The sequence below is a fragment of the Peribacillus sp. 05N428 genome, assembly GCF_056397085.1.
In genome coordinates this window covers 36,583-61,725 of record NZ_JBFTMS010000021.1, presented here as the reverse complement: position 1 = coordinate 61,725, position 25,143 = coordinate 36,583, and the positions used below count along the sequence as shown (strand labels likewise).

General features: G+C 38.1%; 24 protein-coding genes. 3 read left to right on the top strand and 21 right to left on the bottom strand.

Annotation, left to right across the window (positions count from 1 at the left end; genetic code table 11):
- Positions 1-20: 20 nt before the first annotated feature.
- The 12 genes from AC1DIV_RS18640 to AC1DIV_RS18585 all read right to left on the bottom strand — a co-directional run bounded on the left by AC1DIV_RS18640 (position 21) and on the right by AC1DIV_RS18585 (position 13,427).
- Positions 21-1,646 (bottom strand): amidohydrolase, encoded by a 1,626-nt coding sequence (locus AC1DIV_RS18640; RefSeq protein WP_340874968.1) that lies wholly within the window; start codon positions 1,644-1,646, stop codon positions 21-23.
- Positions 1,647-1,680: 34 nt separating this feature from the next.
- Positions 1,681-3,027 (bottom strand): APC family permease, encoded by a 1,347-nt coding sequence (locus AC1DIV_RS18635; RefSeq protein ID WP_340874966.1) that lies wholly within the window; start codon positions 3,025-3,027, stop codon positions 1,681-1,683.
- A 502-nt stretch (positions 3,028-3,529) separates the two neighbouring features.
- Positions 3,530-4,873, bottom strand: a complete 1,344-nt coding sequence (locus AC1DIV_RS18630; protein ID WP_477577156.1) for an MFS transporter — start codon at positions 4,871-4,873, stop codon at positions 3,530-3,532.
- A gap of 375 nt (positions 4,874-5,248) precedes the next feature.
- Positions 5,249-6,028 carry an IclR family transcriptional regulator gene (locus AC1DIV_RS18625; protein ID WP_477577155.1) on the bottom strand — a complete coding sequence of 260 codons (780 nt, stop codon included), beginning with the start codon at positions 6,026-6,028 and terminating at the stop codon, positions 5,249-5,251.
- Between the two features lie 146 nt (positions 6,029-6,174).
- Complete coding sequence (locus tag AC1DIV_RS18620) at positions 6,175-6,636, bottom strand: flavin reductase family protein (RefSeq protein WP_477577174.1); 462 nt, start codon at positions 6,634-6,636, stop codon at positions 6,175-6,177.
- A complete protein-coding gene (locus AC1DIV_RS18615; RefSeq protein WP_477577153.1) occupies positions 6,636-7,457 on the bottom strand; it encodes a cytidyltransferase in 822 nt (273 codons plus the stop codon). Before AC1DIV_RS18615 ends, AC1DIV_RS18620 begins: the two co-directional genes overlap by 1 nt.
- Before the next feature lie 485 nt (positions 7,458-7,942).
- A complete protein-coding gene (locus AC1DIV_RS18610) occupies positions 7,943-8,659 on the bottom strand; it encodes a cupin domain-containing protein (protein WP_477577151.1) in 717 nt (238 codons plus the stop codon).
- A gap of 1 nt (position 8,660) precedes the next feature.
- Positions 8,661-9,338, bottom strand: coding sequence for a DUF2848 family protein (locus AC1DIV_RS18605; RefSeq protein WP_194719360.1), 678 nt, complete (start codon positions 9,336-9,338; stop codon positions 8,661-8,663).
- Positions 9,335-10,126, bottom strand: coding sequence for a carbon-nitrogen family hydrolase (locus tag AC1DIV_RS18600; protein ID WP_048689657.1), 792 nt, complete (start codon positions 10,124-10,126; stop codon positions 9,335-9,337). The genes AC1DIV_RS18605 and AC1DIV_RS18600 overlap by 4 nt, the downstream gene beginning before the upstream one ends.
- Positions 10,127-10,154: 28 nt before the next feature.
- On the bottom strand, positions 10,155-11,621 hold the full coding sequence (locus tag AC1DIV_RS18595) for a 4-hydroxyphenylacetate 3-hydroxylase family protein (protein WP_477577149.1): 1,467 nt from the start codon (positions 11,619-11,621) through the stop codon (positions 10,155-10,157).
- 486 nt (positions 11,622-12,107) lie between these two features.
- On the bottom strand, positions 12,108-12,779 hold the full coding sequence (locus AC1DIV_RS18590; protein WP_477577147.1) for a GntR family transcriptional regulator: 672 nt from the start codon (positions 12,777-12,779) through the stop codon (positions 12,108-12,110).
- A gap of 285 nt (positions 12,780-13,064) precedes the next feature.
- Positions 13,065-13,427, bottom strand: coding sequence for a group I truncated hemoglobin (locus tag AC1DIV_RS18585; RefSeq protein WP_063591950.1), 363 nt, complete (start codon positions 13,425-13,427; stop codon positions 13,065-13,067).
- Between the two features lie 384 nt (positions 13,428-13,811).
- Here AC1DIV_RS18585 and AC1DIV_RS18580 point away from each other — a divergent pair, with 384 nt between their 5' ends.
- The 3 genes from AC1DIV_RS18580 (at position 13,812) to AC1DIV_RS18570 (ending at position 16,228) form a co-directional block, all read left to right on the top strand.
- The gene (locus AC1DIV_RS18580) at positions 13,812-14,384 is read left to right on the top strand and encodes an ABC transporter ATP-binding protein (protein WP_477577145.1); all 573 of its coding nucleotides are present in this window, start codon (positions 13,812-13,814) and stop codon (positions 14,382-14,384) included.
- Positions 14,385-14,555: 171 nt separating this feature from the next.
- Positions 14,556-14,765: a hypothetical protein gene (locus AC1DIV_RS18575; protein WP_477577143.1), complete on the top strand. Its 210-nt coding sequence runs from the start codon at positions 14,556-14,558 to the stop codon at positions 14,763-14,765.
- Positions 14,766-15,355: 590 nt separating this feature from the next.
- The gene (locus AC1DIV_RS18570; RefSeq protein ID WP_477577141.1) at positions 15,356-16,228 is read left to right on the top strand and encodes a DMT family transporter; all 873 of its coding nucleotides are present in this window, start codon (positions 15,356-15,358) and stop codon (positions 16,226-16,228) included.
- 432 nt (positions 16,229-16,660) lie between these two features.
- Here the strand turns inward: AC1DIV_RS18570 and AC1DIV_RS18565 are convergent, their stop codons facing one another.
- The 9 genes from AC1DIV_RS18565 to AC1DIV_RS18525 all read right to left on the bottom strand — a co-directional run bounded on the left by AC1DIV_RS18565 (position 16,661) and on the right by AC1DIV_RS18525 (position 25,132).
- A complete protein-coding gene (locus tag AC1DIV_RS18565; protein ID WP_477577139.1) occupies positions 16,661-17,464 on the bottom strand; it encodes an MmgE/PrpD family protein in 804 nt (267 codons plus the stop codon).
- A complete protein-coding gene (locus tag AC1DIV_RS18560) occupies positions 17,370-17,984 on the bottom strand; it encodes an MmgE/PrpD family protein (protein ID WP_477577137.1) in 615 nt (204 codons plus the stop codon). Before AC1DIV_RS18560 ends, AC1DIV_RS18565 begins: the two co-directional genes overlap by 95 nt.
- Position 17,985: 1 nt before the next feature.
- On the bottom strand, positions 17,986-18,906 hold the full coding sequence (locus tag AC1DIV_RS18555) for an ABC transporter substrate-binding protein (protein WP_477577135.1): 921 nt from the start codon (positions 18,904-18,906) through the stop codon (positions 17,986-17,988).
- 23 nt (positions 18,907-18,929) lie between these two features.
- Complete coding sequence (locus AC1DIV_RS18550; protein WP_477577133.1) at positions 18,930-19,670, bottom strand: ABC transporter permease; 741 nt, start codon at positions 19,668-19,670, stop codon at positions 18,930-18,932.
- Between the two features lie 13 nt (positions 19,671-19,683).
- On the bottom strand, positions 19,684-20,688 hold the full coding sequence (locus AC1DIV_RS18545) for an ABC transporter ATP-binding protein (protein WP_477577131.1): 1,005 nt from the start codon (positions 20,686-20,688) through the stop codon (positions 19,684-19,686).
- 15 nt (positions 20,689-20,703) lie between these two features.
- Positions 20,704-21,357 (bottom strand): ABC transporter permease, encoded by a 654-nt coding sequence (locus AC1DIV_RS18540; protein WP_477577129.1) that lies wholly within the window; start codon positions 21,355-21,357, stop codon positions 20,704-20,706.
- Positions 21,358-21,482: 125 nt separating this feature from the next.
- A complete protein-coding gene (locus tag AC1DIV_RS18535; RefSeq protein WP_477577127.1) occupies positions 21,483-22,841 on the bottom strand; it encodes a (Fe-S)-binding protein in 1,359 nt (452 codons plus the stop codon).
- Positions 22,838-24,241, bottom strand: a complete 1,404-nt coding sequence (locus AC1DIV_RS18530) for an FAD-binding oxidoreductase (protein WP_413017024.1) — start codon at positions 24,239-24,241, stop codon at positions 22,838-22,840. Before AC1DIV_RS18530 ends, AC1DIV_RS18535 begins: the two co-directional genes overlap by 4 nt.
- Before the next feature lie 12 nt (positions 24,242-24,253).
- Positions 24,254-25,132, bottom strand: coding sequence for a DUF6282 family protein (locus tag AC1DIV_RS18525; RefSeq protein WP_477577125.1), 879 nt, complete (start codon positions 25,130-25,132; stop codon positions 24,254-24,256).
- Between the last annotated feature and the right edge of the window lie 11 nt (positions 25,133-25,143).

Below are 25,143 nucleotides of genomic sequence, written 5' to 3'. Positions count from 1 at the left end.
CCTTTTTATCATTTTTTATTTTATACAGTTGTGATGACCTGGTTTTCATATACGATCTTTCCATCCATGATCGTCATCTTCACTTCTGTTTCAAGAATTTCCTCTGTTGATATGCTAAATAAATTTTTATTTAATACTGCGATATCCGCTATCTTCCCTGCTTCCAATGTGCCTAATTCCTTTTCTCTGAAAGACCCGAATGCCGGTGTAGCCGTGTAATACTTTAACGCTTGTGCTAATGTTACTCCTTCCGACTCTTGCCACGCCTTCCCGGTTAGATCTTTTCTCGTGATTGCCTGATAAATGCCCATCATGGGATTTAGGGGCACTACAGGAAAATCTGTACCAAAGGCAATTTTTGCACCAGTATCCACGAGTGTTTTGATAGGATAATAGAGTGGTTGTTGTTTTTCACTGATTCTGTCCGTATATGCCTCACTTTCCATTAATTCAATATGTTTAGGTTGAAATGAGGCGATTACATTTAATTCCTTAAAGCGATGAACATCGTCTGGATGCAATACCTCCACATGTTCAATGACATGTCTGGCATCTCTTTCCCCATTTACGTTTCTCGCTTCTTCAAATGCATCCAATGCTAAGCGGACAGCACCGTTACCAATAGCATGGAAACGAATTTGAAATTTTTCCTTATCTGCCTTTTTTACTAATTGTTTAATTGTTTCAGCTGGATACGTGGTCCCGCCTTTTGTTTCAGGACGGTCTTTGTAATGATCCAATAAAAAAGCAGTATGACTAGTCACGACACCATCTATAAATTGTTTTAATCCAGAAAAGGTAAGCTTGTCTGACTGATAATTTTTTTGTAATTCCTTGGCGGCAGCTACATCCATTTTTAACTCCGGCGAAAAGTGAATTCTGGTTGTTAGTAACCCTTCTCTCTCAAATTCCTTAAAAATTTCAAGGTCGTCTAATGGATTCGGAGCAATTTTAGCTCCGTATAAATCATTAACGGATGTGATTCCCAACCTTTTTGTTTCATTAAGAAAATCTTGGAATAGGTTTACACGTTTTTCTTTCGGTAATTTGTATGCATGTTCTGATGCATACCCAATTGCCTGTTCAAATAGAAGGCCTGTCAGTTCCCCATTTTCATCTTTTCCAATTTCTCCATATTCCGGATTTGGGGTATCCTTCGTTAATTGGATCATTTCCATCGCTTTACTATTAATCCATGCGTAATGCACTTCTGCATTGAATAATAAAACGGGACGATCACAAATATATTTATCCAGTGTTGTTCTATGTGGCAGCACTTTATTCTTCCAATTGGTATGATCCCAGCCAACACCGAATATCCACTCATCATTTGGTCTCGTTTCTGCAAATTCGGCTACTATTTTGGCTGCATCTTCTTCTGAAGCTGCATCAAATAATTTGGCACTATCCTTCTGTAAAATGCTTCCCATCATAATGTGCATATGAAAATCATGAAATCCCGGAATGATCAGCCCCTCTTCGAAGTCATACACCTTTGTTTGATCTCCAAGGAATGACATTATATCTTCTTTAGAACCGATTTTAATTATTTTATTATCTTTAATAGCGATAGCTGCCTGTATAGGCTCATCTTGTAATCCAGTAAAAACATGTTGACCAGAAAGAATGATGTCTGCATTTACCATTATTATCCTCCTTGATGCATAAAGCTTTTATGCTTTAATTTCTTTCAATCGCACTATCAATGGAAAGCTCTGGCGGCCGCTTACTAAACATTTTCGTATTTGAAAGCAGCATGATGACACCTATTCCGAACCACCCTAGTCCGAGTAAGAGTGCCTTTGAATCAAGACTGGTCCATAACCAAATTGTGAAGCTCGTACCAATCAGCGGCAATATTAGGTATTTCAATGCATTAATTCCGTTTCGCTGTTTTTCTCTAATAAAATAATGGGAAATAACCGAGAGATTGACAAATGTAAATGCAACAAGCGCCCCAAAGTTAATAAAGGATGATGCTGTCACTAAATCAACAAATAAAGCAGATAAAGCAAAAATACCAACTAAGATGATGTTGTGTGTTGGAGTTTGAAATTTTGGATGAATTTGACCAAATATTTTCTTTGGAAGAACTCCATCTCTCCCCATGGCATACAAAAGACGCGAAACACTTGCATGAGCTGATAAACCGGAAGCCAGCCCACCGGTAATGTATCCTGCTAGAAAAATAGATTGAAATAAATGACCCCCGATGTACATGGCAATTTCCAAGGATGCGGAATCTGGATCTTTAAAGGCTTGGAAATTTGGGTAAACAAGGTGACTGATGTATGAGATGGTGACAAACAGACCTCCTCCTATTAATGCGACGAGGAAAATGGCCTTTGGTATCATTTTTTTAGGATTAATGGTCTCCTCTGAAAATGTGGTAACAGCGTCAAATCCTAAAAAAGATAAACATAAAATGGAGGATCCTGCCAATACTAAAGATAGCGGTATATCGCCATTCACGAATGGAGAACTCATGAATAATGTTCCTGAACCCATTCCGTTAAGTACCCCTTTAATCGAGAGGAATGTAAATATAACGATTATTAAAAATTGAAAGGCAACTAATAATAGATTTATTTTTGTTGCTATTTTCACTCCAATTATATTTACAGCGGTGATTAAAATGACAAAGGCAATTAACCAGACGGAAAAAGGAACGGATGGAAAATACGCGTTTAAGTAAATGGCGATCAATAATCCATTGATCATTGGCAAAAATAAATAGTCCAATAGGATGACCCATCCCACTAAGAAGCCAAGGTGAGGATTAAGGGCCTTTTGAGTAAATGTATAAGCAGAACCGGCAACAGGGTAGGCCTTGACCATTTGACCATAACTATAGGCTGTAAACAACATACCAACCAAAGCTATGATATAAGCAGCTGGCACCATCCCTTTCGTTATTTCCGCAACAACTCCATAAGTAGAAAAAACTGTTGTAGGTGCCATATAGGCCAATCCAAATAGCACTAAAGGAAATACTGTTAACGAACGTCTTAACTTTGCATTCTCCATGTATCACTCCACCCTTATTCGTGATTAATTAACTTATATGCAAATATCATACCAAGTGGGGATTAATGGTATTTTTCCAACAATTTAAATATACAGATTATTCGGTTAATTAAAAGGTTTATGCAATTCTACATCAATTATTTAATATTGCATAATCAGTCGTCCAGTGACGGGATATGGCAACCCATTATTCAATACTTTTCTTCTTCAGCTAGCCGTCCTCGGCGCTCACTATCGGATATGTAAGAAATATCTATTCATTAGGTCATATATTAAGGGAAAAAAATTAGCTGGGCTGTTTATTATTTTACTAATGCCCTCGCCGAACAGAGTCTACGTGTTCATAGCACATTAATGGTACCTTCTGCCGCAAACACTTCAAGGGACTTCAATCAAAGAGAGCGGTATCTGAAGGCTTCCCTACCTCAGCCGCTCTCCATTAACTGTGAAAACGTCACCATTTTTAAAGATCAATCTATTTCCCTCTTAGTAAGACAATCCATTACCCGCTTATTTGATTATCTGTATCCTTATCATCTAGTGTCCTTTTTTCAGAGAAAGGATTACTTTCATTTTGACTATTTCGGACAAATAATACTGAAATAAGAGAGGCGATACAAAGAAATACTAAAAATAATGCCAGTGGAATCCAAGAATTATTGTAGGCGCCCACTAATATAGTCGCAATCATTGGGGCCGTTCCACCAAATAATGCAGAGCCTGTTTGATAACCAAGCGTTATTCCTGTATAACCAACATTCGTACTAAACATTTCAGTAAACATTGTCCCGATAGTCGCCGCAATTGGAGGCCAAAGTATTCCTAAGCCCACTATTGAAATAACGTATAACCAGGGAGTGGATTGTAAGGAAAATAAATAAAAGTATGGAAAAGCAAAAAGAGTTATTCCGATGGTACCGATAAGAAAAACAGTTTTACGACCAATTTTATCAGATAACATTCCCATAAATGGCATGCAAATAGCTGTAACGACTGTTGCCACCGTAACTACATTTAAAGCTGTAGTCCTTGAAAAACCCTGTGTTTCCGTAGCATAGGATATGAAAAATGTGGAAAATAAATAGAATGGGCCCACTTCAACACATTTTGCACCTAAAGAAATCAATACCGCTCTCCAATGATATCGCAGTGTCTCAAAGAGTGGGATTTTTACGACGTTTCCTTTTTCTATCTCTTCTTTGAAGGCCGATGTTTCCTCAATCCCTTTTCTTATCCAAATACCAATAACAACCAAAATCGCACTTAGGACAAATGGCACTCTCCATCCCCATGAAAGGAATTGTGATTCCGGTAGTAAACTCATTAATGAAATGGAAAATGTCCCAAGTAACATCCCAAGAGGGATACCCATTGCAGGAAAGCTTCCAAAAAAGCCACGTCTTTCTTTAGGCGCAGATTCAACCGCCAGGAGTATCGCTCCCCCCCATTCTCCTCCAAGCCCGATACCTTGAACGAGACGAAAGAAAACAAGGAGAATTGGTGCCCAAAGCCCTATCATGCTATATGTTGGAAGAAGTCCAATACAGACGGTAGAAACTCCCATTAATAAAAGTGAAAGCACGAGAGTATTTTTCCTGCCAAACTTGTCTCCCAAATGACTAAATACAAGCCCTCCAAGAGGTCGTATAAAAAAAGTAATGCCAAATGATGCATAAGCAAGCAATAAACTTACAAACGGATCATCATTAGGAAAATACAGTTTATTAAATACAAGTGCAGCAACGGTTCCATAAAGAAAGAAATCATAAAATTCAATGGTACTGCCAAGTAAACTCGCAAATAATATCTTTTTTGATTTCTTGTCCAGTTTCTTTTTCCCACTCAATTTAACACACCTCCGGATTAGTTACTTTCCTGGATGTGGATTCTTGGATGTGGATGGCTTGCTGATTATTAATAGAAGGTTAAAGGTGCACCATCATTAATGAAGAACTAGGTTACTTCCCGATATAGAGAGTCTGACCTCCTGCCATTCGCTTACTTTGCTCCTTATATGCGGGGTCATATTCTACCCCTTTCCCCTTCTTTAGTTTTTCCTGTAAGATACATCGTCATCAGCTGGAATATCCAGTTAATGAGCGCCCAAATCCATAAGTATTATGTATAATGTATTGTGTATACACAATACATTATACAAATCCGTCAATAAGGGCAATAATCGTTCTTGTGAAAAAGCATAAAGACTATCGGAATTGATCTCTCAACCGTGGACATATTCAGCTTCATTATCGGCATATCCAAATTCTCGTGAAATCTCGAGGGCTGCACTCTTCACTTTTTCAACCAATGGAGGCAACAACTCGTTTCGGTAACCCACCTCAAGACCAGTAACACTGATCCCCGCAATGATATAACCTTTGTCATTAAAAATAGGAGCGGCTACTGCAGATATATAATTTTCAAGTTCCGAGTGACTGACCGTATATCCCGTTTTCCGGGATTCTTCTAGAAGAATCCGAAGTCTCTCTTTATCAGTGATCGTTCCAGAAGCAATCGACTTCAGTTCGATTTGCTCTAAATATTGTTCGCGCTCATACTGCGGCTGAAAAGCGAGAATGACACGAGAACACGCTCCGGCATAAAGCGGAGTTCTCCGGCCAATTGCCGTATTAAGCCTAACACGCTGTTTTGTATCCAGTCTTTCGATATAGATGGCCTCTTTGCCATCTTGTACGACAAGATTAACAGCTTCCCCTACCTTGTCATGCAGTTTTTGCATTATCGGCAAAGCTACCTGCCGAATATCAAGCCGTTCGGCTACCAAATGGCCGAACTGAAGAAATAACAGGCCAAGTGAATATTTTCCATCTCTCCCCTTATCGAGAAGACCCATCTCTTCAAGTGACATCACCATTCGATAAACAGATGTTTTCGGTATCCCTGAAATATTTGCGATTTCATTTAAACTTAACATTGAATGCGCAAAAAAAAGATTAAGGATTTCCATTGATCTGACGGCCGTCTTATTTTTGCTTTGCATGAGTTTCCCCTCCTAAACAAAACAAGACCCTCTCAAGAAAGCTTTACAGTCTATTAAGGAACCAGTAAGCTCCACGTTCGGATTCGTAACTTTTCAACATAGCTTTAATGATCAAACTTAAATAATAATTTTCCGCCTTAAACAGCTTAGCTGAGTATTTTGCCGTATTTCCCTTCATAAAAGGCCAGTGGTGCCCCTTCGCTACTGACGAGTTCAGTTACTTCTCCAATAAAGAGTGTGTGGTCCCCAGCTATTTGTTTACTATGGACCTTACATACGATGTTTGCTAAAGCATTTTTTATTACTGGGAGATCATTTATCCAGCCAAATTCAATCTGACGGTTTTCTTTAATCTGCCCCGCAAAATGCATGGATAACTCTTTTTGAGCTTCTGACAATATATTTACAGCAAACTTTCCAGATTCATTAATTTTATCTAGCATTCTGGCTTTTTCGCCTATGGATATTAAAACCAATCTTGGATTAAGGGAAACCGACATAAATGCATTCGCCGTCATACCATGTACTTCATCTTCTAAATATGTTGTAAGTACTGTTACGCCTGTTGCAAATTTCCCCATAGCGTTTCTAAAATTTCTATCATCCATCATTTTATAACCTCCTTAAAATTTGAACTATACTCAGGCATTGACCCAAAGGGTATCTTGTTTAAGAATTTAACTGTCAACTCTTCGGCAACACCTCCCTTCAGCATTTCTATAATTTGACCGCTTATTTCATCATTCCTCTTGCTGGACCCATATCTTATAAATAACCCCTGACAAGCTTTGTTCCCGTTTTTGATTTCTACACGATATACACCTGGCGCTGGCAGGATATACTTATTTTCAATATGAATTTCCGATTTTTTCTTTTTCTCATGTTTATGTCTATTTGAAATATAAACAAAGCCTTTAACTTCTAATTGATGTCCCATATAGTAAGGTACAAGGTGGACATCTCCGTCCCTTACTATTTTTCTAATTAAAGTTGAACTTATTTTTTCGCCATTATGTGCCCGTTTTGAAATGACTGTTACATCAAAGGCGTTGTTTTTACTCACTTTTTGCAAATAATCAACATTACCCTGAGCTTTATTTCCAAAGGTAAAGTCGAATCCTACCACTATATGTTTAGCTTGAAGACCTAAAACATATTGTTTAATAAAATCGGATGGCTGTAGGGAAGCCAATGATAAATTAAACTTTATGACAAAAAGCTTGTCCACTCCAAAAGCAGCCATTCTTTCAATCTTTAAAGCTAGGGGAGTTAAATACCGCAAATCTTTCTCCCATTTGATTACTTCATTTGGATGTGGATCGAAGGTCATTGCCGTGAATTTAAGATTGTTCTTTTCGGCTATTCTCTTGGTTTGCTTTAACAAGGATTGATGACCTAAATGAACACCGTCAAAAAAACCTAATGCCATTACGTGGGGCTCCCTTGGATATAGGGATTCCTTTAGTGGATGTGCTAAATGGAAAACTTCCAACTTGCTTCACCTTCTCTGTCATCAAAATAATGACTTTTAAAATGTTTAGTCGATATTATTTAGTGCAATACTACTTCAAGAACCTTGTTTCCGTTTGGTACTAAGGACCATGTTTCGTCCCCAGTCGATAATCAACCATTAATGGCGTGCATTTTAAGTCAATTTGAACTTTTCATGAATGTGCACTCATTGTTTACCGATTAGAGTTTATGTGTAATGAACTCTGTATACATAATTCATTACACATAAACTTAAAATAGTCACTTTCTGAAATCATCGAATTATCAGTTTGAGCATTAGCATTTGGTTCCTGCGTATGAATGTATCAGAAATAAAAGGCTCCTCGTTGTTTGATGTCACGAGAAGCCATTTGATGGATTGCCATATTGCTATAGGAATGCAGAATCCCGGTACATACCTCTTTATTGTTCCGTGGAGTAATAGCGGACCTCGAAAATCTTACAACCATCTGGTGATTTCCACGGTCCATGTTCCATACCGGGTGGGCGGCAAGCAACCATTCCTGCTGTAAATTCCTCATTTAGACGCAAATCGATTAAAGATCCTTCAATAATATATAATTCCTCCCAAAAATCATGGACTTGCACGCCATTAGGAGATGTATCTGTCCCTGGACCGTTATTAAGAATTCTTGTAGCAACCCCTGTAGTAGGGTCAGAAGCAATGATTCTTTCAGAAAGGCTCTTAACTTTACTAAAAGGCTGCGCTTCAAAAGTGGTATGATCGACAAATTCATGTTCTTCTTTTTTCTGATCTGCATAATAGCGAACTTCGAAAATCCTGCACCCATTAGGTGATTTCCATGGACCATGCTCCATCCCTGGAGGACGGCATGCAACCATTCCTGCTGTAAATTCCTCATTTAGACGTAAATCGATTAAGGATCCTTCAATAATATATAATTCTTCCCAAAAGTCATGGACTTGCACGCCATCAGGGGATGTATCAGTACCTGCCTCCAGTTCAAGGATACGAGTTGCTACATTAGTATCTGGAATCTGCGCAATGATTCGTTGAGATGCACCTTTTACAGTTTTTGAAGGAACGGCCTCAAAGGTTTTATACTCAACAAATTCCAACTCTGGTTTTCTATCAATTTTCATTTTTGATTTTTCCATTTCAAACTACCTCCGCATCCACTAAAATATGAACCTGATAATTCAATTGAATTTTGTTATCTGTTAAACGATCATATAATTCTGCTGAAAATGCTTCCCCATAAATGAATTCGCCATTTATAATCGGTAATGTTCCGCAAAACACAATCATATCCTCACTATCATAGCCACGTTCCTCGATAATTTTGAGCAATTCTTCAGGATGCAAGAATTCTCCTAGCTTGCCTGCTTGGTACTCGTTTTTCACCCCATCAACGATCATCCAGCTTCTCATTTCAATGTCATCCCATCGATCTTTTACGTCATCCAAGGCCCAAAATTGTGTTGAAATAGGTTTGCTGCATACTTGTTTGGATTTCTGAATAGATACTTTTTCAAGCCCGCGGTCCGTGTGGTCACTGCCTAGTCCTAAATACCATTTCCCTTCAATTTTCATGATGACCACTTCTGCTTCGCCACTGCTGCTTTCTTGGATAACTGAAATTGAGTTATTTGTCGTTATGAGATTTGTTGAAAGATCGTAAATCATCGGAACTTGAGGAGGAGCTGGAACGCCGATCTCCTTCAATTCATCAATATGTTTTTTTACAGATTCCTGGTCTTTTCCCGTATACCCGGCAATAAGCAATCGTTTAGGGTCTGCGACAATATTTCTTCCACAAACATTAATATTTATCAACTGAATTCCTCCTGCCTATCTAAAACCCGGTGCTTCAAATTAGGAAATACATCACGAATTTTAGCAACCTGAGCTGGATCAATCTCTGTTTTTATAATAGTTTCTTCATCTCCTCCAGCAGCCACAACAATCCCCCATGGGTCAACCACTTGACTATGACCAGCTAAAAGGACGTCATTAGTATTTCCAACACAATTACTCGAAATCAAGAAACACTGGTTTTCCAATGCCCGAACTGAATTGAATAATTTCCAATGCTCCAGTCTTCTATGCGGCCAAGCAGATGTAACAAGAAGTAACTCTGCTCCTAAATCCACTTCTGCACGGTACAATTCAGGAAATCGCAAATCATAACAAGTTGATAAGCCCACTTTCCCGAATTCTGTATCGACTACAGTTGTTTCATTTCCTCTCGTCAATATTTGCCCTTCTTTTGAACCATAACGAAATAAATGCATTTTTCGATAGGTTCCTATTAGTGTCCCATCCGGAGAAAATAGAACACTTGTGTTGTAGTATTTTCCATTATTTTTTTCTATAAAACTACCTGCAAATATATATGACTTAACTTCTTTGGCCTTTGCGGAGAAACGTTGGACAAAATCGCCATTCAATTCTTCTGATTCGTCCATATAACGATCAAAAGAAAAGTACCCCGTTGCCCACGTTTCTGGTAAAACTATTAAATCTTGCCCTTTTAATCCATCAATCATTGACTCCACACGATCTATGCGAGCAGATTTAGATTCACTATCTTTAATCTCCAATTGTATTGATGCAATTTTCATTTCTGCAACACCCTTTTCTATATATTTTTTATATTAATTCTTTCACTTGAGTGGGAAGTGAATAGCTTCCTAAAAATTTATCCACCATTTGAACCGGCTCATCATAGCCGTAATTTCTAAATGAAAAGCCTTTCGTGACGAATGGTGCACCATTATAGAACATTTCATACTGTTGATGCCTGCCACCGAATTCTGAACCAATGATATCCCATACTAACTTAAATAGTTTAATTTTCTCCTCAGCCCCAACTCCCGTAGAACGTATATATTGATACATATCATCTTTCGTTTCAGGATTGATGAGCTCTTTATATGAAGATGGTAATTGTAAAACGCCTCCACCGCATAACTCCCGTAAAATTTTAATAGTGGAAGCATAGATAGTTTCCTGTTGACCGACTACACCATAGAGAAAACGTGGATTCGGTCGTGCGACACCGTTTTTGTCGATGATACAATTATATTCCGAAGCTAAAAGATTACCTTCTACAGAAGCCGCAATAGAAGCGAGTTCCCCTAACTTCTCTTGGACTGATGGGATTTTATCAATTCCATTCATAGCAGCAACTTTTCGGGCAGCACCAATCAAAAATTTCAATTTATTGCTAAATCTTATTTGCGCTTGATTATTGCCTAATACGTGAGCTGGTGTTTCATGGAACTGAGCCCTCACGATGTCAATATTTTTGTAAACAAAAATATCTTGCCAAGGAATAAATACATCGTCAAAAACGACTAATGAATCACTTTCATCAAAACGGGAGGACAATGGGTAATCAAATGTGCTTGGTGATTTTTCAGCATAACCAGGCCTCGCATAAAATTTTAATCCTTTTGCATGAATCGGCAGTACAAAAGACAAAGCATAATCTTCATCACCAGGTCTGAGTGGTGTAAGGCAACTTACGAATAAGTAATCGGATACGGCTGATGCAGTACCGAGCATTTGAGAACCTCGAACAATAATTCCATCCTCCCTTTCTTCGTACACTCCAACTGGGAGAAATTTATCTTCCTGCTCATGAGCTGCTTTACTTCGATCAATTTGAGGCGGAATAATAACGTATGTTACATATAGATCTTGATCTCGCACATGTTTATAGAAATTCAAAACATTATTTCCATAACCTTCTCCTCCACGATCAAACACTTCGGGTGAACTGGCAAAAGCAGCCAAAAAGCTGGCAACGTGATCAGGGCTTCTTCCGACAAATCCACAAGTTGCTTCAGACCATTTAGAAATCGCCAATCTTCTCTCTTTAAGTTCTTCCCGACTCCTTGGAATCATATAAATTTTATTTGCTACTGTACCGTCCTCAGTTTTGTATGTCATATTCTGAGATTCATCCCATGCTAGGTCGTATAAGCCTGCAATGGTTTGGGTAATTCCTGTAAAAGCTGGGTGGGTCGTCACATCCTGTACTCGTTCCCCATTTATGTAGATTGCCCTATCATCTTTCAATGTCTGTAAATATTCTTTACCTGTTCTAACCATACCTGATTCCTCCTATATGTTTGAATAAGTACATGTTTTAAAAACAAGAAACGATTTAACAGCTTAACAGGCGAACCTTAATTGTATTTTGTATGATGTATTATGTATTGTGTATACATTAAAGGCTTTGCCAATTCCTATCATGTAATTATGGTTGGTAAAGTCAAAGTGAATTTAATGTTTATCCCTTAAATATTCTCTACTCTTTACCTATGAACATCAACGACTGGTAAACGCTTTCATTTGCAATGAACTATAGACGGTTCTTTCAACACCATGGCTTACTATCTAAGCAAAAACCCTTGAAAAAGAATTGGAAGAATTTCTCCAAGGCTTTTGCTCTAAACGTGAGAATTGGTTTGACCTTGCTGTAAATCTTCCACTTCATAGGCAAGTTTATTCAAAACCGTTAATTTTTGTCCCAATAAATATAGTAAACTACCTTTTACTAGGAGCAATCCCTCCCTTCAATCATTTGATAGAAAATCAGGAATTATCAACCATAATCAATGTTTCTTTTGTTTTTTCTAAATGGTTTAAAATCGCCTGTGAAGCAAGTTCGGGATTTTTCTCCTCCAAAGCCTGGATAATCTGGGTATGTTCCGTTAAAACATTTTTCATTCTCCCAAGTTTACTGACTGCTTTTAACCCCATTAGCTGAGTAAGGTTATGAAGATTGTTCAAAACTTGCTCTATTATGGTGAAGTTTGCCAGTCTTGTCAACGAGAGATGAAACTCATGGTCTAGCTTAATAAAACTAATAGCATCATCATTTTGCAATGCTTCTTCTTGCTGCTTCAGAATTAATTTAAGCAGCCTCAGTTGTTCAGGTGATGTAATTTCTTTTGTTAGTTTTTTCACTGATTCAACTTCAATGGCACTTCTTAGTAAAAAGATTTCATCCTGTTCCTCTGGAGTAATCTTTCTTACAGTTAAACCCTTCCTTGGAATGGAAACAAGTAATCCTTCCTTCACCAAATCTTGAATAGCTGCCCTTACCGGAGTTCTTGAAGTATCTAACCTTTCCGCTAATTGAACTTCTGTAAATATTTCATCACTGGTAATACCACCAAATAAAATGGCTTTTTTTATTTGCTTATAAACTTTATCTTGTGTTGTTCTTTCCTTTTCGATTGGTTTTAAATGAATTCCTGCCATATTAATCCGTCCTTTTTGATAAGTCTTTACAATATGAACAACTTGAATCTATATGATTGGCTAAATCCTCATATGTATTATGTATACATAATACATAATACTCCAGACATAAGTCAATAATATATTTTCCATTTTTCTGAATTTTACAAAACAGTCATTGTCTTTGTAATGTTCTTAAAACGCAACTTCATTTAAAAATCATTCTTTTGAAAGTCAAAAACATGTAACAAAAGGATAAAAAATCCAAATAAAAAAACCCCAGATAATGGGGGATGGAATCGATATTCATTTATACAAAATATCATCTTTTAGTGAAGCAACTTTAGTCAAAGCTGTATCTATATCAGCTTCATTCACTCCAAAGTGAGCAAGTGCATCGTTAAGATGTTTGACAATGGCATTGAAATGGTCTGGTTGCAGATTCAATCCTTGGTGCGCCTTTGCCATGGATTGTCCAGAATATTGTTTTGGGCCGCCTAATGCAAAACTAATAAATTTTGTCTGATGACTCCGTTGCTTTTCCATATCCGTTTTTTCAAAAAAATGATTAACTGTCTCATCTTTAAGAACCAATTCGGAGTAAAAATAGTCCACAACTTTTGCTATCGCTTCTTCTCCGCCAACTTTTTCATATAGTGTTTGTTCCATATCTACACTCCTAATTTGTAATGAATAGAAGTATTCTTTGTAGAAAACTTGATTTTATTCCTTATCTTTCAATAATATCTCCTTCTGCTCTAGCACCCTTGCAACTAACCTGTCCCCTTAAATTCCGAAAGTGAAGTAAAGAACCGGTTAGTTCATTAGAAAATGATCGTAATCCATTTAACTCCCATTATTTCAACTTGTTGCCACTAAGTTGCTGAAAATGCTTAATTGATATAGGTAATTTCATTTATTACATTCACTGCTCAAGCTGTTATTTTCATTTTCAAATTGTAATGTGACAAAATTGTAATCTTACTTCCTGTTACATCTATGGTGGGGAAAGGGATGAATTTTATAGTATGTAACATGAGGAGGAGATTTACGTTGAAAAAAGTATTACAAACTAAAAACTTATCTAAATCCTATGGAAAGTCACAGGTTTTAAAAAATATTGACCTGATCATAACTTCGGGTGAATTTACAGCTATTATGGGGCCTTCCGGTTCAGGAAAAACAACACTGATGAATGTGTTATCGACAATTGATAAATTTTCTGGCGGGGAAGTCTGGCTTGAAGAGCAGGCCCTGTTGGATTTGAACAAAAAAGCATTGCGCACATTTCGCCAAGAACGAATGGGGTTCATCTTTCATGATTACAACTTGCTTGATACTTTAACGATTAAGGAGAATATTCTTCTGCCCCTTTCATTAAGGAAATTCTCTTCGGATGAGATGGAAAGACGGCTGAGACCAGTCATTCAGGCATTGAATATTGAAGAGATTCAGGATAAATACCCTACAGAAGTTTCTGGCGGCCAGAAACAACGGTCCTCATCGGCGCGCGTTTGCCTCCAGGCACTCGCTTTCCGCGGGCGGTCTGCCATCAGTTCCAATCAACTTTGTTTTAACTTTAAGCGAATAGTGTTAGTAGACAATATTTTTTCAGCAATTAAATAACCACTAATGGGTAATGACTTCTCCTATTTTTCGCTTTTTGCACTCAAACAGAAGGATACCCAAAAAAACTGAAGACATTAATTTTAAGATAAAAAAGTTACCAGCTTGGCCAAAAAATAAGTATAAGAATGTAATAGATTGGATAAACTAATAAAAAAGGAGTGGGAGATTATGGAGACTAAACTTAAAGAAGGAACGAAAGAAATGTGGAGCGAAATTAATGAATGTATAACTCGGAAAATCAATGAAAAGCATGATTTATCTTTTCAAAAGAAGAGCAATGATAATTATATGAATCTATATATTCAAACAGCCGTATTACACACGTTATTTGAACTATCAGATGAGTTCAGGAAAATCGAAAGAAAATATAAGGGATAGTGATGCTCCCGGAAAGGACATGCACTAAATTCACCATAACGGTGGATTAGGATTAAACTCTTTAAAGGAGCCCATTAATCCTAATCCACCTTTTCTTTCCAGCTTTATTACTTACATCATTACCGCTACCGGCAATTTGACCAGCATTATTACTGTACCATTTGTTTCCCCTCCCTATAAATCCCTCTTTCTATTCCAACTAGAATCCATGAACCAAATAGAAACCCCACCAGTTTTTAAGGTTGGGGTTTTTCCTGTGTTTTAAGTTTTAGTATAATTTCGAATGATCTTAATGGTACGCTAGGTTAAATACTATAATTTGTTGTTTTATTAATCTAAAATCTTGTATATTTAAATGAGTATGTTAATTACTTACTGACGTTTGAAACGAATGATCAGTAGCAGCTCCGAATAGCTTTTTAATTAGCTAACATCATTGAAAATTAATATTTTTTGAAAGTGAGCTGAAAGCTGATGTTGTGGTCACCACTATTCGAAAATGATGTACCTGCAGTTTTTCTTCCTTAACGGCAGAAAAACTGCATCTCCGTTAAGGACTGGAAATGTTAAGTTAAAACGGAGGGTACAAAATGAAAAACACGATAATGGGTTCTTTATATTTATCACTCGCTGCCAGCATTTGGGGCGGGATGTATGTTGTAGTAAAAGTTGTGGTAGACGTTGTTCCGCCGCTTGAATTAGTATTATTACGATATGTAATTGCGATTTTAGCATTGCTGACAATTGGTTTAATAACAAAACAATCTTGGCGGATTGACAAACGGGATTGGCTTTTGGTTTTCATTATAGGACTTGTTGGGAACACCATTTCCATCGTAACCCAGGAAGTCGGTACGCTGCTATCCACCGCACAAATGGGGGCCATCATCACTTCAACAACACCTGCATTCATGGTGATATTTGCACGTATCGTTTTAAAAGAAAAGATCACTTTAAAAAAATCAATTTCTGTTATTTTAGCGACACTCGGTGTCGGTATCATTGTCGGAAATGCCCATATTGGCTCATCTCACCAACTTGGGGGCGTATCACTGCTTATTGCTGCGTTAACTTGGGCACTTATGTCTGTTCTAATCAAACGTGTACCAGGGCAATATTCACAAATTGTTATAACGACCTATGCCGTGCTTGTGGCAATTGTCTTTTTAACACCTGTTACGATTAGTCGATTGGATGAGCTTGACTTTCAAGCCATCATGCATCCGTCCATATGGGGCGGCCTTCTATACTTGGGCGTTATTTCAACAGCATGTGCCTTTTTACTGTGGAATCGCGGACTGCAAATGCTTACCGCTTCAAGTGGCGGATTATTTTTCTTTTTACAGCCTATAGTCGGTACTTTTTTAGGTTGGTTAATACTAGGTGAACAAATCGGCTTGTCGTTTTGGATCGGTACGATCTTAATTTTTATCGGTGTGCTATTAGTCATTCGGGAAGAATAACCGTAATATAAACGTTGAATGGTGTTTTATATTAAAAAGTACCCTATAGAGACTTTAAAAAAAGTCTGCCTATAGGGTACTTTTTGTAATAAAAAAGCGGATTGGAAAAAGTTGTGCTACTATAGCAGGCCCGGCAGTATTCTCCTCTGTGGAGCCTTAAAAAGGAATTCATACATTTATTCCATCATTTTATTAACCTATTGAACGAAAACAACCAAAGTCTCTGGGTCCAAGTGCAATAAAAAGTCCAGAAATGATTATTAGTTTTCTTAAGAACAGACGCTCATTTCCCCATATACATTTGTAATTTTCAGCTCCGGTTTTTAGAGATCGGAATCACTACACAGGCAGCTACAACAAGTGCCTAAAATTCCACCTCTTATAGTTAAAGAATAGTACTACTTACCAGTGCAATTAGGTGCTCATATTTTTTTATGTTGCCGATGCCTCTATAGCAATCATAAGCTCCCGGATACTTTTCATATGTTCAAGGTTTTGAATGGTTTCTGATAACCTCTGCGCAGGTTCTTTTCCTAGAAATGGCGTGGTCAGCCTGAAAAACTTGTCTTTTTTTTCTTCAGCCGTTAAGGGGTAATTATAGTCTCCACGAGCTTGCATAATTTCTGATTGATAAGTGCATCCATCCTGCATTAGTATTTTAACCATACCTAATGCTTTTTCAGGGAATGCTTCGTTAAGTTGTTGATCGATTACCACTGAAATCTTGTCCATAATGCTCAAAATTTTTGGATCATCCAGATGGTCTAGTATTTGTTTTGGACCCACTTCACCGTAAGAAATAAATGCTGCAACAGGAAAATACAAATTATACTGTGCTTCCTCTGTAGTTTCAGGATAATCTTTCGATAATGCTGCAGCTTCTGTAAATGTATGAATGACTATTTTTTTTATATTTTGGGATATTAGTATATGCCGGCTTTGAATTTCCCTGATTGCCTCAATTACTGGCTGTGCCCACCGACAGCATGCATGCGGCTTATAATACAGTTCATTTACTCGATAATTTTTTCCTAAATCATCTGTAAGACCCTCAGCTTCTTCTGTTGTAAATAATGATGGAATCCCTGTATAGCCTGCTTTTGCCAAATGGGCACCACTAACCCCGGCCATACATCCCCAATTAATCCCGTCTTTTAACATGGAAGGGTGTTCGATGCAGCGCATCATAGGAGAATAAGCACCAAAAATATTCTGCATTGCCCAGTGCGTGCTCAATTGTTCCTCCCTTAAGTCCTAAAATGTACGAAACACCTGCGGCAGCTCCAACAGCTCCCCATGAACCGGTGCAGTGATAATCTAGCCGGGTCAGGTGTGCAACAATACCTGCACGAATCCCCACTTCATAGCCTATAAGAAGTGCCGTCAAAAATTCTGCTCCGCTTATATTATGATCCTCTGCAACGGCGAGCACCGCGGGAAAAATAACTGCCCCGGGATGTCCTTTTGTGAGGCGATGTCCATCATCTAAATCGAGGGCATTTGCCAATGTCGCATTAACAAAAGCTGCTCCGGCAGGCGTTAATCTTTCTGGGAACTGGAAAAGCGAACTGTTTCCCATCCCCCACTGCGAAACAGCAAATTCTTTTGCAATCTCTGCTGCTTTCGTATTGCGGCCTGCAATGGTACAAGCGATAATGTCTGCTAAAGCTTCTTTGAGTGAAGTTAGTGTGCCACTGTCTAAGCTCTGAATCGACTCAGATTCAATATAGGTGATAAGCGAATTATTAGCTTTCATCTCAATCTAGCATTCCCTGTTCATCCAGCCATGTTTTAGCCACTTCATTAATATCTTCATGCTTAATATCAACACGATAATTTAAATTCTTCATTGTATCTGAATCTAACTTATCTGAAAGTGCATTAAGAAGATCTCTTAACTCCGGATTTTTCTTTAATACTTCTTGACGAATGACCGGTGCTCCATTATATGCCGGAAAAAACTGACTATCATCTTCTAACACAACAAGTTTAAAACCTTCAATGCGTCCATCTGTCGCAAAACCTACCGCTACATCAACCTGGCCTTCTTTTAAAGAGTTATATAGAAGTCCTGTATCCATTTTGACAACATTTTTAGCTGGTAAAGAGAAATTATATTTTTTCTCTAAACCCTTCATTCCATCTTTTCGCGCATAGAACTCAGAGTTCGATCCAAATTTTAATTTACTAGAATCTTGATTTACAATATCAGCTAGATCCGATATGGATTTGATTCCTAATTTTTTTGCATAATCTTCGCGCATTAAAATAGCATATGTGTTATTAAATTCGGATTTATTTAACCATTCAAGTTTATTCTTTTTGTCGATTTCTTTTACTTTTTCATATGCCTTTTCGGGATCAGTTTCAACAGGTTCCTTTAAATAAACCATAAGTGCTGTACCCGTATACTCCCAGTACACATCGAGCTGACCGTTTTCAAGCGCGGAACGTGCCACTGTACTGCCCATACTACTTGCTTCATCGACTTTGTATCCTTTTTCTTTCAAATAAATAGAAGTAATTTGTGTCAAAATGTGTTGTTCAGTAAAATCCTTTCCTCCCACTGTAATTTTCCCTTTATTTTCATTTGAACCGGCATTAGACTCCGAAGAACCGCATGCTGTAAGCATACAGGCAAGAAGTGCGACACAAAATAACATGCTAAACTTTCTCATTTTTACTTCCCCCTTTTATTGTCTTAAATTAAATCAGCTTTTCTTTGCAATCCTCTCGGAGTAGTGGCTACTTCAATTTTCCCTAATAAGAAATCAATTGCAATGGCCAAAAAGATAACCGGCATGGCACCAGCGAGCATAATGCCTGGATCGTAAAGTGAGATTCCGGTGAATATAAGGTCACCTAACCCACCTCCTCCAATTAAGAAAGCAAGTGCGGCTGATCCCACATTAATAACGGTTGCGGTACGAATGCCTGCAAGAATTGCATATGACGCATTCGGGAGTTCAAGCTTGAAAAGAATGAGTTTTTGCGTCATACCCATTCCTGTTCCAGCATCAATGATCGATGGAGGAACCGATTGAATTCCAGCAATCGTATTCCGTAAAATTGGAAGAAGTGAGCTGAACCACAGCGCAAATACCGCGGTTTGCCAGCCTAAACCTAAATAACTCATGACAAGCGCTAAAATGGCTATACTTGGCACCGTTTGTCCGATATTCGCAAAATTAACTACAATAAATTCAAATTTCTTAAACTGTGGTCTCGTAATAAAAATTCCAAGCGGCACAGCCACAAGAATGGCTGCCATGGATGAAAACGCTACCAATTTCATATGCTGTCCGGCTAAATGAAGAAGTTCACCAGAGTTATCTTTTATATATTGAAATGCACCTGATTGGAGAGCATAAGCTAGCAGTGCAACAATAATCAACACTAACAAAGCACGAATCAATATTTCTATCTTGTTTATTTCCTTCATTAAGACACCCACCTTATTGAATTATTGACTTTAATTTCGAAGGGTGAACACCTGTCAAAACTTCAAAGTCACCAATGCCTAATACTCCGCTTGGCTGTCCTTTATGATCCAAAATCACAGCTTCCCCTTTTGGTGATGATAATAATAGAGACAGTGCTGTTCGAAGATCTGCATCAATATTAACCACATATTCGCTAGATTCAATTTTCATATTCATTTTTCGATTTACCTTTTTCGCTTTATTTAATAGATCCCTGACCGTTAATAGTTGTAAACGTTTAATTTCACGATCACTACCAATAAAGTTGTTCACAAAATCATTTTTTGGATTAGACAAAATCTCATCCGGTGTTCCATACTGCATGATTTGGCCATCGTTAAATATAGCAATTTTATCCCCAAGACACAAAGCCTCATCAATATCGTGACTAATAAATAAGATCGTTTTCTTTACGTCTTTTTGAATTCGTAAAAATTCATTTTGCAACCGATCGCGAATAATCGGATCTAGTGCCCCAAATGGTTCATCCATCAACATAACTGGCGGGTCTGCCGCCAGCGCCCTTGCCACTCCAATACGCTGTTGCTGTCCGCCTGATAATTCCCAAGGATAACGCTTTCGGTATTCCTCATGGTTTAACCCCATCATCTCCATTAATTCTTTGTATCGTTTTTTCATATCCCCTTCGTTCCAATCCAGCATCTTTGGTACAACATTAATGTTTTGTTCAATTGTCATATTCGGAAACAAACCATTTTGTTGAATTACATAACCGATTGAACGTCTCAATTCGATTGGATCCAATGAGTAAATATCTTTTCCTCCGACTTCAATAGTCCCCTCTGTGATAGAAACCAAACGATTAACCATTCGTAAAAGAGTTGTTTTCCCACAACCTGATGGTCCAAGAAATACACAAATTTCTCCTTTTTCAATTGTCATATTTACATTATCTACTGCCTTCACCGATTTTCCAGAGCTTTTGTATACCTTCGACACATTTTTAAATGTAATCATAAGTCATCCCCTTTCTTATCCTATATGAGCTTTTTTGGGCGAAACCCGTTTTTGTACCTGACCTAGTAAATAGTCAGCAGCGATCGCTAATATTGAAACGGCAATGGCTCCAGCTTGAACCATCTCTGTGTAACTTGTGGATATTCCCCTTGAGATATATACCCCAAGTCCACCCGCACCGATATAGGCAGCAATTGCCCCAATTCCAATCGTTAATACAACGGCCATTCTAATTCCTGCCATAATTACTGGAAGGGCAATTGGGATTTCAACTTTTAAAAGACGTTGCCATGCCGTCATTCCCATACCTATTGCAGCGTCGCGCATATTGGGATCTACATTTTTAACAGCGATGAATGTATTACGGATGATTGGAAGCTGCGAGTACAAGACCAATGCGATAAACGCTGGTAAAAACCCAATCCCTTGATTAATGATAGATAAAATCGGAATCATGATACCGAACAGTGCAATACTTGGTATCGTCATAATAATGCCTGCTACTGCCAGTACAAGATTTGATAACTTTTCATGCTGTGTAATATAAACTCCAAATGGAACACCGAGTAATATGGCTACACCAACTGCTAATCCAACTAATTGGATGTGCTCCCATGTCATTGCTAAAAGCTCTCCCCAGTTCGACCCGATAAAGTCCAATAAATCCACTTTTTTACCCTCCTTTAATTTAAATGATTCGATTCTGACTTAATAGTCTTGCATAGTTCAGGTCACTTTTTTATTTAGTTGTAAAAATAAATTGCTTTTTAATATGGTCTAATATAAATGTTCTCCTACTTAATTAAACAAGCTTCTGCTAAAATTTCCACAATGTGTTTAGCATCCACATTTCTTTTACCGCTTCGCTCTACACCTAGCTTCATTTGGAGCAGGCACCCCGGATTTGTTGTAACTATTGTTTTTGCATTTGTTTTTCCCGCCATATACATCTTTTCGTCTAATAATTTCATCGATTCATCAAAATTCATTAAATTATAAATACCGCCAGATGCACAGCAACGGTCACTTCCCTCCATCTCCATATAACTTGCCCCTGGTATGGATCTTAGAAGCTTCCTAGGTTCTTGAAATACTCCCTGGACATTTCTCAAATGGCAAGAATCTTGATACGTAATAATACCAACCCATTCTTTTTTAAACGGGAGAGGACCAAATTTCACCAGAATTTCGGTAATATCTTTTGATTTCCCTACAAATGCTTCACTGCGCTTTTTCCATTCAGGTTCTTGGCCAAAAAGGTGATTATACTCCCTAAGCATCGCTCCGCAGCCTCCAGCGTTATTGACATAATAATCGGCACCGGATGCTTCAAATGCTTCTATATTTGCTTTTGCGAGTTTTACAGCCGCATCTTTCATTCCTTGATGGGAATGAAGTGCACCGCAACATTTTTGATTTTTCGGAATAATCACTTCACAGCCAATTACTTGAAGCAGTTCAATTGTTAGCCTATTAATCTTTGACATGATAGCGTCCATGATGCATCCCGGGAAAAAGGCAATTACTGCTTTTGTCTCGCCTAATGCTGGAAATTTTTGTCCGTATTTATATCGTTTGATTGGTGCTTCGAGCTCCGGCAGGATCTTTTCAAACTGTCCCATGGGCTCTGACACTTTGTTAATCATTTTTGTTTTTTGCACCACTTTATTTATTTTTGTTTTTTGATATAGCCACGTTAAATTGCCTAATGTACGAAGACGATTGCGATGAGGAAATAAACTGGTCAGCGTAAAATCGACCACTTTTGTTTGAATCTTAGGTTTATTTTTTTGCTTTTTATGATGTTCATGCTTTTGATGTTCTGTAATGACTTCTTTAGCTGCCTCATAAATTTTTCCGTATGGTACATTAACCGGGCATGCTACTTCACAGGCTCTGCATCCAAGACAAAGGTCAATTGGCTCAGCTAAATCTTTTTGAAGATCGATTTTTCCCTCTGCAGCCATTTTAACCAGGTTAATTCGTCCGCGAGGTGATTGTGATTCTTTCCCCATAGATTCATATGTTGGGCAAGCAGGAAGACAATATCCGCATTGCACACATTGATTGGTTGCTTCGTACGAAAGATCACGCAATTTTTGAGTAAACTTATCTGTAATTGCTAATTCATTTTCGTGAGGTGCTTTATTCATGTTAATTCCACCTTTAGTTTTCCAGGCTGTGGAAATATTTTTCCTGGGTTTAATATAGAGTTTGGATCCCATGCATCTTTAATTTTTTTCATCATTAGCAGTCCATCTGATCCAAGCTCCAATTCCATATAAGGAGATTTTAATATCCCAATCCCATGTTCCCCTGAAAGCGTACCGCCAAGTTCGATGGCAGCTTCAAAAATTTCACTGACTGCATCTTCGACACGTTTCATTTCTTCGATATTTCTCTTGTCGGTAATAATATTGGGATGGAGGTTACCGTCTCCCGCGTGACCAAAAACAACCAGGTTCAACTGATATTTCTCACGAATTTGATAAAGCTTTTCAATCATCTCGGGGATTTGGCTTCTTGGTACTGTCGCATCTTCAGAAATTTTGGTTGGTCCCATTTGTGTAATAGCTGGAGAAACCATTTTACGCGCTTTCCAAATCTCATCACGCTCAGCATCTGTTTTCGCCACTTTGACACTAGTCGCCCCTTGCAAAAGACAGATATCTTCACATTTTTTTATTTCTTCATCGATTGCCGCTGGATGGCCGTCCACTTCAATAATGACGATGGCTTCCGCCTCAATGGGCAAACCTGCTGGTGAGTAATTTTCAACCGCACGAATACATGCATTATCCATTAATTCCATCGCACTTGGTAATATTCCATTTGATAATATTTTTGTTATGGCATGCCCCGAATCAGCAATTCGTACAAATGAAGCTAAAAGTGTTTTTCTTGCAAGCGGCTTTGGTATTAGACGCAAAATGGCTTCTGTTACAATTCCCAGTGTGCCTTCCGATCCAACTATGAGTCTTGTTAAATCGTAGCCAGTCACATTTTTAACCGTTCGACCTCCTGTGCGAATAATTTCTCCAGTTGGTGTAACAACTTCTAAACCAATTACATATTCCTTCGTAGTACCATATTTCAAGCCTTTTGGACCACTTGAATTTTCCAACAAATTCCCTCCAATTGTTGAAACATGGGAACTGCTTGGGTCCGGTGGATAAAATAAGCCTACCTCTTCTGCCTTTTGTTGTATGTCACTTGTAATTACACTTGGTGAGGAGATTGCCAGTAAATTTTCACGGTCAATCACAAGTTTTTTTTCAAATTGTGACATATCTAGAATCATGCCCCCTTCAACAGCAAGGGAACCCCCGCTTAAGGAGGTAGCCGCTCCTCTAGGATAAACAGGAATTTTAAATTCGTTTGCAAGCTTGACCAAGTCAGCAACTTCTACTTTATTTTTTGGTTGAATAACGATTTCCGGCAAGTATTCGCCGAATGATGCATCAAAGCTATAAGAATAAAGTTCTGCTAAATCTGTCAGTACCCTTTCTTTTGGAACGATGGTATATATAAGCCTTAATAGCTGCTCTTTCATCACTTGTCATCCTCACTTTTCAATATCTAAAAGCTGCTTTGGATTATGAACGATCATCCTTTCAATCTCGGTTTCTGTTATACCTTCTTCGATCATTGCACTGACAAAGCGACTTAATGCTTCTATTGGCGGAATATTGTGTTCTTGGCCATAATCTGTTACAAGCACACATGACGCTGGACCAATTTCCCGTATTGACTTAGCCATTTGTGCTATCGTTAAATCTTGAAAATCCTCACCGCAGGCTAAATAGCATTTCTCGATTATAGCGCCTTTTTTGGCAAACTCTTTTTGCTTTTCTATTGATACTGGGGCAATGCCTAGATCTGCATGCTGAATTAAGATCTTGTCGATATGATGTTCATTGGCTGCGTCAATTAACACAGAGACTTCTTCTTCCGATAGATGACCTGTTGCAAGGGTGATATTTGCTTCACTGATAAGTTCCAGAATTTCAATGACCTCTGGTTTTATCTGTCTATTCTCATCCAAAATAGTTAAACCTTCTTCAATGGGCAGGCTTCGTTCACTATTGAAAAAACGGGTCTTTTTTTTGGCAAAATTACAACAATGCTGATTTGCTGAAATAGTCGGCATCCAAATTATTTTGGCACCTTGCCTTATTGCTGCATCAACCGCTTTGGGTGATAAGCCACCTGTAAATTCATTTAAAACAAGTCCACCGTAAACATGAAGTTCTGGCTCTTTTAAACGGATTAATGTCGTGCGGTCCACAGTTGATGCCTCATGTGCTTTTAATACGGCACCTGCCATTTTAGCTTTTTTTAAGTCTTCTATAAATTCCCAATCAGTCTGCTTTCTTGGGAAAATACTAGGATACGTATGGCAATGTAACTCTATTGCACCTTCTAATAACGGATGAAAATCCATCTATGCCACTC